Annotated in this window: 11 protein-coding genes; 8 read left to right on the top strand and 3 right to left on the bottom strand. The window is 47.3% G+C overall.

The genetic code is table 11. The annotated features are described in order from the left end of the window. Positions 1-43: 43 nt before the first annotated feature. A complete protein-coding gene (locus tag ABS362_RS17305; RefSeq protein ID WP_350414041.1) occupies positions 44-709 on the bottom strand; it encodes a histidine phosphatase family protein in 666 nt (221 codons plus the stop codon). Positions 710-767: 58 nt separating this feature from the next. Between ABS362_RS17305 and ABS362_RS17300 the strand changes: the two genes are divergently transcribed. The 3 genes from ABS362_RS17300 (at position 768) to menD (ending at position 4,198) form a co-directional block, all read left to right on the top strand. After that, positions 768-1,187, top strand: a complete 420-nt coding sequence (locus ABS362_RS17300) for a PaaI family thioesterase (protein ID WP_350414039.1) — start codon at positions 768-770, stop codon at positions 1,185-1,187. A gap of 4 nt (positions 1,188-1,191) precedes the next feature. After that, positions 1,192-2,400 (top strand): isochorismate synthase, encoded by a 1,209-nt coding sequence (locus tag ABS362_RS17295; protein WP_350414038.1) that lies wholly within the window; start codon positions 1,192-1,194, stop codon positions 2,398-2,400. 103 nt (positions 2,401-2,503) lie between these two features. Then, a complete protein-coding gene (gene menD / locus ABS362_RS17290) occupies positions 2,504-4,198 on the top strand; it encodes a 2-succinyl-5-enolpyruvyl-6-hydroxy-3-cyclohexene-1-carboxylic-acid synthase (RefSeq protein WP_350414036.1) in 1,695 nt (564 codons plus the stop codon). A 652-nt stretch (positions 4,199-4,850) separates the two neighbouring features. On the opposite strand, the gene ABS362_RS17285 is transcribed toward menD, so the two are convergent. Next, positions 4,851-5,927 (bottom strand): transglutaminase domain-containing protein, encoded by a 1,077-nt coding sequence (locus ABS362_RS17285; RefSeq protein WP_350414034.1) that lies wholly within the window; start codon positions 5,925-5,927, stop codon positions 4,851-4,853. 318 nt (positions 5,928-6,245) lie between these two features. Between ABS362_RS17285 and glgP the strand changes: the two genes are divergently transcribed. Beyond that, entirely contained in the window at positions 6,246-7,898 is a 1,653-nt protein-coding gene (glgP, locus tag ABS362_RS17280; protein WP_350414033.1) for an alpha-glucan family phosphorylase, read from the top strand. 793 nt (positions 7,899-8,691) lie between these two features. Here the strand turns inward: glgP and mug are convergent. Continuing rightward, positions 8,692-9,255 (bottom strand): G/U mismatch-specific DNA glycosylase, encoded by a 564-nt coding sequence (gene mug / locus ABS362_RS17275; protein WP_350414031.1) that lies wholly within the window; start codon positions 9,253-9,255, stop codon positions 8,692-8,694. A 308-nt stretch (positions 9,256-9,563) separates the two neighbouring features. On the opposite strand from mug, the gene ABS362_RS17270 reads away from it, so the two are divergent. Genes ABS362_RS17270 through ABS362_RS17255 form a run of 4 tightly spaced genes read left to right on the top strand, consistent with a single transcriptional unit; the run spans position 9,564 to position 13,533 of the window. After that, on the top strand, positions 9,564-10,418 hold the full coding sequence (locus ABS362_RS17270; protein WP_350414030.1) for an EboA domain-containing protein: 855 nt from the start codon (positions 9,564-9,566) through the stop codon (positions 10,416-10,418). A gap of 50 nt (positions 10,419-10,468) precedes the next feature. Then, positions 10,469-11,395, top strand: a complete 927-nt coding sequence (locus tag ABS362_RS17265) for a TatD family hydrolase (protein WP_434086531.1) — start codon at positions 10,469-10,471, stop codon at positions 11,393-11,395. Position 11,396: 1 nt separating this feature from the next. After that, a complete protein-coding gene (eboC, locus tag ABS362_RS17260; RefSeq protein WP_350414029.1) occupies positions 11,397-12,308 on the top strand; it encodes a UbiA-like protein EboC in 912 nt (303 codons plus the stop codon). A gap of 16 nt (positions 12,309-12,324) precedes the next feature. Next, positions 12,325-13,533 carry a 3-dehydroquinate synthase gene (locus ABS362_RS17255; protein WP_350414027.1) on the top strand — a complete coding sequence of 403 codons (1,209 nt, stop codon included), beginning with the start codon at positions 12,325-12,327 and terminating at the stop codon, positions 13,531-13,533. Positions 13,534-13,540 lie beyond the last annotated feature (7 nt).

The raw sequence follows: 13,540 nt of genomic DNA, 5'->3' as shown, positions 1-13,540 counted from the left end.
ATCCGCCCAAAATTAGATTTAAAAATATTTTATTCAAACTATACTACCTAATTTGTTCGTGAGGGTCGGGTATAGTTTGGTCAGGTGATTTTTGAATGTGCAGATGGGCTGTGTCGCAATAGCTTTTAACGGTAAACATACTGCCCGTATAATCAAGCTGATACAGGCACAGGTTCTGGTGCTCGAACTGGTCCATGCAGCGGAGCGGGTACTTTAGCAACTGGCACAACAAAATGCGCATGGCGCGGCCGTGCATACAGATCAGTATAGTTTCTTCTTCGGGTCTGCTCAGTATAGTTTCGATAACCGACACCTGCCTTGCCGCTACCAGGTCCGGGCTTTCGCCGCCTTCAATGCAAACGTGGGTTTCGCCATCGCACCAGGTCTGCAGAATGTTATGGTAATAAGCGTCTTCTTCGGGCGTAATGCGGGTACCTTCGCGGGTTCCCCAGTTTATCTCGTTCAGGCCATCGTATGTTTCGTGCGGTATGCCCAGGTCCAGGAAACCCTGCACCGATTGTATGCTGCGCTGTAACATGGAGGTATAAACTTTATCGAAAGGGATGTGTTTATAGTGCTGAAAAAACAGGTTTGCCTGGCGCTGTCCTTCGTCGTTTAACTGCGAATCTACGCCGCTGCCCTGCACAATGCACTGTACGTTGTAATCTGTTTGCCCGTGGCGGATAAGGTATACTTTTTTGATACTCAAAATTCTTCTACTTTTGCTTTTAAGGACTTTTCAACCGCGAAAATAGCCATCGCAGCCCATGGATAAAAATATAAGTACGTTAGAGCGCGTAAAGGAGTGGAATAAAAATACCATGGTAGAGCACCTGGGTATTGAAGTAACGGAAGCCGGCGAAGGATACCTGGTGGGCAAAATGCCTGTCGATTTCCGCACGCACCAGCCGATGGGTCTGCTGCATGGCGGCGCTTCGGTAGTGCTGGCCGAAACGCTGGCAAGTATAGGTGCTGCCCTGCAGGTTGACCTGACTCAGAAAGCCTGTGTTGGGTTAGAGATAAATGCGAACCACATTCGCGGTGTAAGCGAAGGCTGGGTGTATGGCAAAGCAACCGTTTTGCACAATGGCCGCCGCACCCAGGTTTGGGAGACTAAAATTACAGACGAAGCCGGCAACCTGGTATGCATCAGCCGCATGACAGTGGCCGTTATCGATAAAAAATAGAATCATGGCAGATCATGCCCCTGGCAATACAAATTCCGGAACCGATACGCAAAAATATAGTTTAGAGCAGGTTGTAACTACCGCACTAGCCTTACAATTGCCTGTAGCCGTGTGGCGCTTTCCCTCCGCTTCAGGAGCAAACGCTTGCATCTCTTTTAATAGCGCTATACACATCGAACAACCCGAGCTTGAGAACAGTCCCTTTGGTTTTTTTTTCTGTCCGTTTGTAGTTGGTGAGCAACCTACTCTTTTTATTAAAGCTGATATTGTTCATAGTTCTGAAACCGGGCTTTTAACTTTTTCTGATGATGTAACTCAAACACAAAAGCAGGAATTTATAGTTGCGCTGCAAAGGTCGCAAAGTATAAAGCAAAACTGGCACCTGCATGCTTCTGAAACTATAAATCAACAAACCGAAGCCGGATTTAAAGATGCTGTTGCTGAAGCCATTACAACTATAAACAATGGCTACATGGAAAAAGTGGTGCTGTCGCGTACGGCTACCCACCCATTGCCTGCCGGTTTTAATTTGATAGCGATCTATAGTTTGATGCTGAAAAACTACCCGAACGGTTTTGTGTCGCTGGTTTCGGTGCCAGAGGCTGGAACATGGCTCGGTGCCTCCCCGGAAATATTGGTCAGCGTCGATACGGATAATGTTTTCAGAACAGTAGCTTTGGCCGGAACACAACCTGCCACACAGGGAGAGCCGGTAGGCAATGCAATCTGGCGGCAAAAGGAAATTGAAGAGCAGGGCATGGTAGAGCGCTATATCCTGAGCTGCTTCAAAAAACTACGCCTGCGAGAGTATACCGAAGTTGGCCCCCGAACGATTGTTGCCGGCAACCTGATGCACCTGCGCACTGATTTCAGCGTTGACCTGACCGAAGTAGACTTCCCGACACTGGGTTCAGATATGCTGGAACTGCTCCATCCTACCTCAGCGGTTTGCGGTTTGCCAAAAGAGCCGGCGCTACACTTTATAAAAGCGCACGAAGGCTATAACCGAAGCTATTATAGTGGCTACTTAGGTCCGGTTAATTCTCCTGATGGCACACACCTTTACGTAAACCTGCGCTGCATGCAGCTCCTTAAAGACCAGGCCATACTATACGCCGGAGCAGGCATTACCGGAGAATCAGACGCTGAAAAAGAATGGCAGGAAACCCAGTATAAAATGCAGACAATGGGGAAAATACTGTCTAATTTTTAATTTAGGATGAGTGAATCAGTGAATATTCAAAGTAAATTCATTTTTTAAATTCAGCTTTCTTAAATTCTATTCACTCGATCACACAATCGCTCATTCAGTCATTATGATACTTCAGCCAGTTGTTAATATAGCCGAGATTTGTGCCCGCAAGGGAGTGGAAAATGTTGTGTTGTCGCCGGGGTCGCGTTGTGCGCCTTTAACGATAGCGTTTGCGCGTCACCCGAAGCTGAACGTTAGAACTGTAAGCGATGAGCGTGCCGCTGCTTTTATTGCGTTGGGCATGGCTTTAAGAACTGGTAAGCCAACGGTATTGATCTGCACATCGGGCACTGCTGCGTTAAACTATGCTCCCGCCGTAGCTGAAGCTTTTTTCCAACAGGTGCCCTTGCTTATACTTACTGCTGACCGCCCACCTGAGTGGATTGACCAACTTGACGGACAGACCATCAGGCAGCAAAACATCTATGGTCAACACATCAAAAACAGTTATACTTTTCCGGTTGATTTATCGCATAAAGACAGTGTGTGGCATAGCGAACGCATGGTTTCCGAAGCGCTGAACGAAACATTGGCTTATCCTGCCGGTCCGGTTCATATTAACATCCCGCTACGTGAGCCCTTTTACCCTGCTGCCGGCGAAGAACTTGTTTTTGACTCTGATGTAAAGGTTATAGTAGAAGAGCCTGCCAACTATAGTTTAAGTGAAAAACAGGTAGCGCAATTGCAGAAGGAGATCAGCAACTATAACCGCATTCTTATAGTTTCCGGTCAGCAAAACCACACAACAGAAATACAACCAGCATTACAGCAGTTTGTCGAGAAAACCGGCGCCGTTATAGTTGGCGACCTGATCGCAAACATACATAGGTTACCGCAAACTATTCGCCACCAGGATGCCATCCTTGCCTGCTCTGACCCTGAGAAGTTGGAGAGGTTACAACCTGATCTGCTGATCACATTTGGTAAATCGGTTATCTCGAAGGCACTTAAACTTTACCTGCGCAAGTATAAGCCAAAAGCGCACTGGCATATACAGCCAGCCGGCCAGTTAGCAGATACGTACCAGTCGCTTACCCGCATTATCCGAAGCACCCCGGAGGCTTTTTTCGGAACTATAGACGCTACTAAAAATGACACAAACTATAGTTCGGACTGGACTGAGATTGAACATAAAGCAGCCTCGTTCTTAAAAGATCATACCTCCAAAGCCGAGCTTAGTGAGTTAACCATAGTTGCCCGGATTTTTGAGAATCTGCCGCCTCAAAGTAACCTGCATTTAGCCAATAGCATGGCTGTACGCTATGCCAACATCATAGGGTTAGCTGCCGGAAAAAATGTGGAAGTGTATGCTAACCGAGGCACCAGCGGCATAGACGGAAGTAACAGTACCGCCGTTGGTTGTGCCCTTACCAACTCCAATATCACCACGCTTGTTACCGGTGACATGGCTTTCTTTTACGACCGTAACGGTCTGTGGCATAATTACCTGCCTCAAAACCTGAGAATCGTTATTCTGAACAACCACGCCGGCGGTATTTTCAGGTTAATAGACGGCCCAAAACAGCAACCGGAACTGGAGGAGTTCTTCGAGACGAGACAAGCGCTGGATGCTGCCAACACAGCCCGTGATTTCGGAATGAACTATATTGCCTGCCATAGTTCAGAAGAAATGGAAAGTACTTTAATGACTTTTTTTGCTGCTGATGCCGGAGCAGGTATTCTGGAGATCTTCACGGATAGTAAGGCCAATGCAGCATCTTTTGCAGCATATAAGCAGGCGTTGTTGAAAGCATTGTAGGTTTATAGTTTCCGTGGTCTACCCCCCAGCCCCTCAGAGCTATGCTCGCTACCTTCGAAATCTCTTCTCGGTAGTTTAAGGCGGGGAGCTTTTCTGCTTTTTACTTTGTCATCTCGAACAGCGTGAGCGATCTGATCCAGTTTAACATCCCCCTTCGCCCCCTTCAAAGGGGGACTTTCTGCTGTTGCTATAGTTAGCATTATAGTTCTATAGTTTCAGCCTATCCCGCGGACAGGTCGCGACCTGTCCCTACGGAAATACAACCATGATGAATCTCGGAGCTTATCAGTTCAAACTATAGACAAACTATAACTATGAGAAATATCACAGTCTTCGGGTTGAGCGCCTTGTGAATATCTGGTGCCGCAGGCATTGCGACGCAGGAGCAAAAGAGATTCGCACAGCGCGATGCCCGAAGACGGGGCCTCCCGGCCGTGAGGGCACCAAAGCCTGATTGAAACGATAGGTTTGTAGAGCTCCCAGGATTAGATGTAGTTTGAAAGGATAGCTTGGTTCGGGAGGTATAGCTCGCTAAAAGCTGAGATAGATTTCTCACTTTGTTCGAAAAGACAGTAATGAAACTACAGGACACATAAGATTTCTCGGCTGCGCTCGAAATGACAATAGAGAATAGCTATTAAATTACCACTATTTACCCACCAACCTTATATTCCAGAAAATAACTATAATTCCCTTTGCTGCCTTTTTTACGGGCCATAACTGCGAGACTACCCTGGGCTGGTTTTAGCTGGATGATGTGGCTGGTGCCTTTCGTATCAAAGTAAAACCATTGTTTATTGTTTAGCACTAGCAACTCAACATCGTCGGCAACAGTGAACGACAAAAAGTAAGATTTACCGGGCTGCAGCTTTCCGTGCAATGGGGCTTTCTCTATTTTTATAGGCAGGTCGGTGTTCCAGGTAGTAGGGATGTTGCTGAGTTTGCCCGTGGTCAGGCCTGTTAATACTTCAGAAGCGTCGACACCCAGTTTAAAAAGCGACTCCTCTACAGAGGTAAGCTTTTCGTACTGTGCCAGTGTTATCGGCTTTTCAATTTGCTGCCATTTCGGGTCTTTGGGCAGGTGGCTGAACAGGAAGGCATGCGGGTCAACATCAAACCAGTATGGATTATAGGCAACTATAGTTTTCAGCTTCCCATTCACCATTCTCGCGCTCCCTGAGCCCCAGGTGGCATCAACCAACCTCCAGCTCCCATTCAGATACACGCTATTCCAGGCATGGTTTGTTTGGTTAAACCTTCTTCCGGGTGAATACCCATACCCTTTGGCATATCCGCTTATAATTTCAACTTTCAAACCCATTTCCTCACCAAGCGCTTTGTAAAGTCTGGCGTAACCATCGCAGACCGATAACCGGTTCCTCAAAACTACTTCCACTGAATTGTCACCGAAGTTACCGGCATTGTACCCGTGGTCGTTGTAGCGGATGTTCCGGGCAATCCAGGCGAAAACAACACGGGCACGTTCGTAATCGTTTGTGGCTTCTTTATTAAGGTAAGCTGCCAGAGTTTTTACGTTTTTGGCATATCGAGCATCGGTGTTAAAAGCAAACAGGTCAAGTTCCTGTAAGCGTGCGGGGCCTGGCAAATTAGTTGCAAATCCCTGTAAAACAGGAAGTGCCGCAAAAAGCAATACCAACAGGAAGTATCGAAATAAACGAAAGTGACTAAGTCTGTTTTTAAAGAATGAGTGATGTTTGGTAGAGAGCATAATAACGATGGTATTCAAACTATAAACAACAATGCCGGGTATAGCACATTGGTTCAACTATAACGACAGGCATAACTCGATAAGTATACTATTCCAAGACAATCAAACTAAAATCTTAAGATAATGAAGCAGTTACAGGCATGTATTTTGTGAATGATTTGCTTGGCGTAGCCCGGCGTTGTAATGTTGCACAAGTAGCTGCCGCTTGTTTTGCCGGTTGGTAGAATTTTATTAAGGCAGAAAAGTAACATTTCGGGTTTGTTTCACTTACAGAAACTATAGCGCTGACTTGTTGGTTTTCAATTAAATTTTGAGCTTATGACACAATACAACAGGTGGTACCACCCGTACGATATTGACGAAAAATACAATAAGAGAGTAGCCTACTTCAGCATGGAGTATGGCATAGATCAGGCTTTTAAGATCTATTCAGGGGGGTTGGGTTTTCTTGCTGGTTCGCATATGCGCAGCGCCCACGATCTTCGCCAGAACCTGATTGGAATCGGGATGCTTTGGAAATATGGTTACTACGACCAGGTTCGTCACGACGACCAGAGCATGCGGGCCCAGTTTCAGAAAAAGTTTTACTCGTTTCTGGAGGAGACCGATATAACAGTTACCGTTCTGGTGAACAATCACCCGGTAAAGGTAAAAGCCCTCGCGCTTAAACCTGAGATATTCGGTACAGTACCCATGTATTTCCTGACCACGGATATTGCTGAGAACGATTACCTTGCCCGAACTATAACGCACCGTTTATACGATCCGGAGGTAAGTACCCGAATTGCACAGAGCATTGTGCTGGGTATAGGAGGCGGCAAAGTAGTGGAAGCACTAGGCGGAGCAGATATCTATCACTTGAATGAAGCCCATGCCCTGCCGCTATCTTTCTCGTTACTTGATAAATACCGAAGCGTAGAAAAAGTGCGCGAGCACATGGTGTTTACCACGCACACCCCTGAAAAAGCAGGTAACGAAGAGCACGATATCAATTTCCTGGACAGGATGAGCTTCTTTAATGGCACCCCGTTGGAAGAAGTGCGCAAGCTAACCCATATGGAAGGCCATTTGTTTAACCACACGTTGGCTGCTCTCCGACTTTCTAAGGTAGCTAATGGTGTATCGCAGCTGCACGGCGAAGTAGCCAGGCAGATGTGGGATGAAAACCATGGTATCTGCGAAATAAAAGCCATCACCAACGCCCAACATGCCAATTACTGGACCGACGACGATATCTGGGATGCCCTTCAGGCTGGCAACGATAACGCCCTGCTAGTTCGCAAAAAGGAAATGAAGCACCTGCTCTTTAAAGTAGTAGCCGACCAGACGGGTAAACTGTTTGATCCGGAAGTGCTGACCATCGTTTGGGCCCGTCGTTTCGCTGCCTATAAGCGTGCCGATTTACTGGTTCGTGATTTTGAGCGTTTCCTGGAGATCATCAATCACAGCGAGCGCCCGGTGCAGGTTATCTGGGCTGGTAAGCCTTACCCTTTTGATGAAGGAGCTGTCAGCACATTTAACAAGCTGGTTCATTTATCCAGAAAGCAGCCGAACATGGCCGTTCTGTCTGGTTACGAAATGGAGCTATCACGTAAATTGAAACAAGGTTCGGATATCTGGCTAAATACGCCACGTCGTCCGCGCGAAGCATCCGGTACCAGTGGCATGACAGCCTCTATGAACGGATCAATAAACTTTTCGATTCAGGATGGCTGGTTACCTGAATATGCCCGCCACGGCGAGAACAGCTTTATTTTACCTATAGTGGATACCAACTTGCCGGAGCATCTGCAGGATTCAGAAGACCATCATAACCTGATGCATATCCTGGAGCACGAGATCATTCCTACTTATTATCACGATCGAGGTACGTGGCTGAGAATTATGAAGCAAAGTATGATAGATGTGTTACCGTTCTTCGGCTCAGACCGTATGGCGCATGAGTATTATGAGAAGCTTTATAGTTACTAAACTATAGTTTACTTATTTAAAAAGCCGCTTTGTTTATCGCAAAGCGGCTTTTTTGTGTTATTCATTTGTCATTTCGAGCATCAACCGAGGGATCTTAATTGTCCTATAGTTCCTTCTTTGTCATTTCGACGTCAGGAGAAATCTGAGTTCTATAGTTAGATCTCTTCCAACTTGAACCAAGCTGTAGTTTCAAACCACTCTTCATCCTGGGAGCTTTAGTTACCTATCGTTTCAAATCCGCTTTGGTGCCCTCATGGCCGGGAGGCCCCGTCGTTGGGCATCGCGCTGTGCGAATCTCTTTTGCTCGTGCCTCGCAATGCCCTACAGGCACCAGATATTCACAAGGCGCTCAACCCAAAGACTGATTCGTTTCTCATAGCAACCATCCATCTATAGTTTGATTCTATAAGCTCCGAGATTCATCATGGCTGTATTTCCGTAGGGACAGGTCGCGACCTATCCGCTCGATAGGCTGAAACTATAGAACTATGACTTCAACTATAGCATTAGCAGAAAGTCCCCCTTTGAAGGGGGCGAAGGGGGATGTTAAACCATACCAGATCGCTCACGCTGTTCGAGATGACAAAGTAAAAGGCAGAAAAACTCCCCGCCTTAGACTACAGAGAAGAGATTTCGAAGGTAGCGAGCGTAGCTCTGAAGGTTGGGGGTGGTTGGACAACGTTAACTATAGAAATATAGCCAAAGCTGCTACTGGCTTTGTCCCAGGCGGGCCAGTTGAGTCAGGAGACTCAACACCATCGTATGTCACGAGTCTGGAGACTCGCGCCAGCATTTATAAATCCATCAACCCCAAAAGCTTCAACTCATCCCTAAATTCCCTGAACACCTCAGCCAGCTTTACCGGCGGAAAATGCGCATTCAAGCCACTGGGGTTCGGCAACACCCAAACTATAGTTTCAGCAATTAAATCCGGTTGGCGGCCAAGTATAGCTTTAGGTTGGTTAAAAGCAGTACGGTAAGCAGAGATCCCTAAAATTGCCAGCACTTTTGGCCGGAATACCTGTAATTTACGCTTTAAGCTAATACCACCCTGTTTTAGTTCTTCTATAGTTACCTCTGCTGCTGACGCCGTGGCCCTATCCACTATATTGGTAATGCCATACCCCAGCGAGATCAGTTCCAGTTCTTCATCGGGCGCAAATAGGCGTGGCGTAAAACCTGACCGGTAAAGCGTAGGCCAGAACCTGTTGCCGGGGCGAGCAAAATGATGACCCGTAGCGGCAGAATACAAACCCGTGTTGATTCCACAAAAGAGCACACCCAGATCAGGCGCAATCACATCACGAATGGTCCTGTTCTGTGCAGCAGCAACTTCTGCTTTCGTAGGTTTGATCATCAGTTTTATACTATCTTTTCACAAGTTATTTCCGGTTAAATCTTTTCGTACAAGCCACTATATAGGTTTTCCCCTATTTAAATCCAATTTTGCCTATAACAAGGGTTGTAGTTAATACAAATTATCTCAACCTTCTGGTTTTGTAGTCGTACTTAGTCAAAACTTAATATAGTCGGCAACCATCCTTTTTACCTGTCACAGTACAAACTACGGCACTGGTAAAGTAAAGTCATGTTGCCGCCTACCGATCTGATACCTAACCGAACGAAACAGTGTATAGCAAACTTCTACCAACCACTATCGCTTTTTTGCAACAACTGTTTAGCCAATATGCTACTTCCGAAGCTACCCAATGGCTAACAGAAAAACAAAAACAGGTACAATCGTCTCAAACAGGCAAGGAGATATACTTGCCCTTCAGCGCCGCGCCGCGTTATGTAGGAAAAGCCCCTTTAAATCCGACATCTGAAGAGTTAGACCAGGCAAATCAATTACGCCAGGGTTTTAAACCAGACAACTGGACTACAGACCAACTAGCCAGAACTATACTACTGCTAGGTCTGTCAGGCGATGATGCCGACAACTATAGCAAAACCATACTGAAGCTGTTTGGCACCGCCGATATGGGAGAACTGGTAGCTTTGTATGCAGCCTTGCCGCTGTTGCCTCACCCCGACAAGTTTGTACACCAGGCAACTGAAGGCATCCGGACAAATATGGGGAACGTGTACGAAGCCATCGCTTTGGACAACCCCTACCCTTTTAAGAACTTCTCAGAAGCTGCCTGGAACCAGATGGTACTGAAGACGATCTTCACTGGCAAGTCGCTGAACAGGATTTACGGTTTAGACGAGCGCACAAACCCCGATCTGGCGCGTATGCTGTCGGACTATGCGCACGAGCGCTGGGCAGCCGGCCGCACCGTAACACCCGAACTGTGGAGACCGATTGGTCCTCATATCAACGAAACTATAGTCTCAGATATTAAAAGGCTTTTTGCCAGCGACAACGAGACCGAACACGAAGCTGCTGCCTTAACCTGCTATCAGAGCAATTACCCCGAAGCCCAGGCTTTACTGGACCAACACCCGCTGTTAAAACATAAGATCAGAGAAGGCCAGCTTACCTGGAGCCACATTGGCCAGAAAGCGATTACAGCCTAATATAACCTATCACCCGAACCAAATCCCTTACGCTAATGAACACGTTGCAAATGAAATTTATTGACCCGCACATTCACATGACATCCCGAACCACCGACGACTATGCAGCTATGCAGAAAGCCGGTATTGTGGCCATTATAGAACCTGCTTTCTGGCTGGGGCAACCCCGCACGGAACTTGGCTCTTTTAAAGATTATTATAGCAGCCTTATCGGTTGGGAGCGTTTCAGGGCAAGTCAGTTCGGGATAAAGCATTACTGCACCATCGGTCTGAACTCTAAAGAGGCGAATAACGAAGCGCTGGCAGAAGAAGTAATGGATTTGCTACCGATGTTCATCTGCAAAGAAGGCGTAGTGGGTGTTGGCGAGATCGGGTACGACGACCAGACCGCTGCCGAAGACAAATACTATAGATTACAACTGGACCTTGCCAAAGAAGCCAACCTGCCGGTTCAGATACACACCCCGCACCGCGATAAAAAAGCCGGCACCATCCGTAGCATGGAAGTGGCTCTGGAACACAAACTGGACCCGGGCATGGTGATAGTAGACCATAACAACGAAGAAACCGTGCGCGATGTGCTGGACCGTGGTTTCTGGGCAGCCTTTACCATTTACCCTAACACCAAAATGGGCAACGAACGCATGGTGGAGATCGTGAAGCAATATGGCTCCGAACGCATTATCGTGAACAGTGCTGCCGACTGGGGCATCAGCGACCCGCTTGCCGTTCCTAAAACAGCTTCGTTAATGTTAGAAAAAGGTATTAGTATCGCCGATATTCATAAAGTATGCTACCAGAACGCGCTGGATTCGTTCGGGCAAAGCGGACAGATGAAGGAAAGCGACTGGCTGGAGAATACAACGATAGATCAGAGCCAGAAGCTGTTCAACAACTCTATCCTGCGTGGCGGGCAGCTGCCAACTATAGGCGAGATCAGAACCAACCCGATCTTTGATTCCAACATTATCCGTTAACATGACTACATTCGGAGCATACATACGCCTGATGCGGCCAGCCAACATTGTAACCGCTATTGCCGACATCCTGATGGGTTTTGCCGCATCGGGTGCAGTGGTGTTAACTTTTACCAATGTTCGGGGTAATTTTCCTGAAAACGGTTTTGAGATCCTGGCCTGGCTTATCCTTTCAACAATAGGCTTGTATGGCGGCGGCGTGGTGTTTAACGATGTATTTGATGCTGATTTAGACAGAGTTGAAAGACCGGAACGCCCTATCCCCAGCGGAAAAGCAACTATAACCGGCGCATCTGTACTTGGAGCTTTGCTTTTAACTATAGGTGTAGTTGCTGCGCTGCAGGTTTCTATAGTTAGCGCGATCATCGCAGCTATAGTTGCCAGCCTGGCTGTGCTCTACGACTGGAAAGGGAAACATCATCCTGTACTTGGTCCGATAAACATGGGCAGTTGCCGTGGTGGTAACCTGCTGCTGGGTGTAAGTGCCATACCTGCTGCACTGGAGCAACTATGGTTTATCGCCCTTATCCCTATTATTTATATCTCAGCTATCACCATGATCAGTCGCGGGGAAGTGCATGGGGGCAGTACTAAAGCATTAAAAGGCGCGGTGGCCTTATACCTGATCGTTTTTGCTGGAATTGCCAGTTTAGCCTTATTGCCGCAGTTTTCGTTAGTATATAGTTTGCCGTTCCTGGCGCTGTTTGCGTACCTGGTCTTTCCACCCTTGTTTCGGGCTATGCCGTCGCCGGAGCCACAGTTTATTATGCGTGCCGTTAAAGCTGGTATTTTGGCCCTGATCGTGATGAATGCGAGCATTGCCGCAGGTTTTGCCGGGTGGCAGTACGGCCTGGCGGTTCTTTTATTGTTACCAGTATCTATGTTTATGGCGAAACGCTTCGCTGTAACCTGATCTATAGTTTAGGCTTATGAGAGCAATTAAACAGTCTTTTGCCGTGCAGTTTGAGTATGGCATTTACTTTACAGAAGATATTTTTGAGCAGGAGAACGCCATGCTCCGCGATGTGGTGCAACAAAGCAGTCATGCACCTGCCAAGGTGTTTTTTATAGTAGATAGCGGCGTAGCCGAAGCGCATCCGTTTCTGCAGCAATCCATGCTGAACTATACTGCTACACACGCTGATGTAATGACATTGGCTGCCAAACCGCTTATCATACCCGGCGGTGAAGCCTGTAAAAACAATCCCGAAGTGCTGCAACAGGTGCTGGAAAGCATCAACCAACACGGCATTTGCAGGCATTCTTACCTGGTAGCAATCGGTGGCGGCGCGGTGCTGGACCTGGCTGGTTTTGCGGCTGCTATCGCGCATCGTGGTATCCGCCTTATCCGTATCCCAACTACAGTTTTATCACAGAACGATTCAGGTGTAGGTGTAAAGAACAGCATGAACGCCTTTGGCAAAAAGAACTTCCTGGGCACCTTTGCTCCCCCGGTAGCGGTTATCAACGACAGCAACTTCTTGCTTACCCTGGATGAACGTGACTGGCGAAGCGGCATTTCCGAAGCAATTAAAGTAGCGTTGATAAAAGATGCCAGCTTCTATCAAAGTATAAAAGCCGATGCCAGCTTACTGAAACAACGCGACATGCGCGCCATGAACCGCCTGATACACCGTTGTGCCGAAATGCACGTGGAGCACATTGGCGGCGGCGACCCGTTTGAGTTTGGCTCATCGCGTCCGCTTGATTTTGGCCATTGGGCCGCCCACAAACTGGAGCAGCTCAGCAACTATAGTTTGCGCCACGGTGAAGCAGTTGCCATCGGCATTGCCCTGGATGTAGTGTACGCTAAACTAACCGGAATGCTTTCTGCAGACGCCTCAGATGATATTCTGAATCTGCTCTACAAACTCGGCTTTGACCTGTATACCAAACATCTTTCAACTTTAGAAAATGGCCAGCTGAGCATTTTAAGAGGCTTAACCGAGTTCCGGGAGCACCTGGGCGGACAACTGACCATCATGCTGTTGGATGAGATAGGCCACGGCATAGAAGTGCATCAGATTGACGAAACTATAGTTGCTGAGGCCGTTAAAGTCCTGCAACAAAAACAACGTCAACTTTCAGCAAATATCTTATCTGAATCAAAAAAGACAGAACTTGTAGTACCCTTATAATACCCTT

Source organism: Pontibacter populi (assembly GCF_040278685.1).
In the GTDB taxonomy this organism is placed as follows: Bacteria; Bacteroidota; Bacteroidia; order Cytophagales; family Hymenobacteraceae; genus Pontibacter; species Pontibacter populi.
This window is presented reverse-complemented; position numbering and strand designations above follow the sequence as displayed.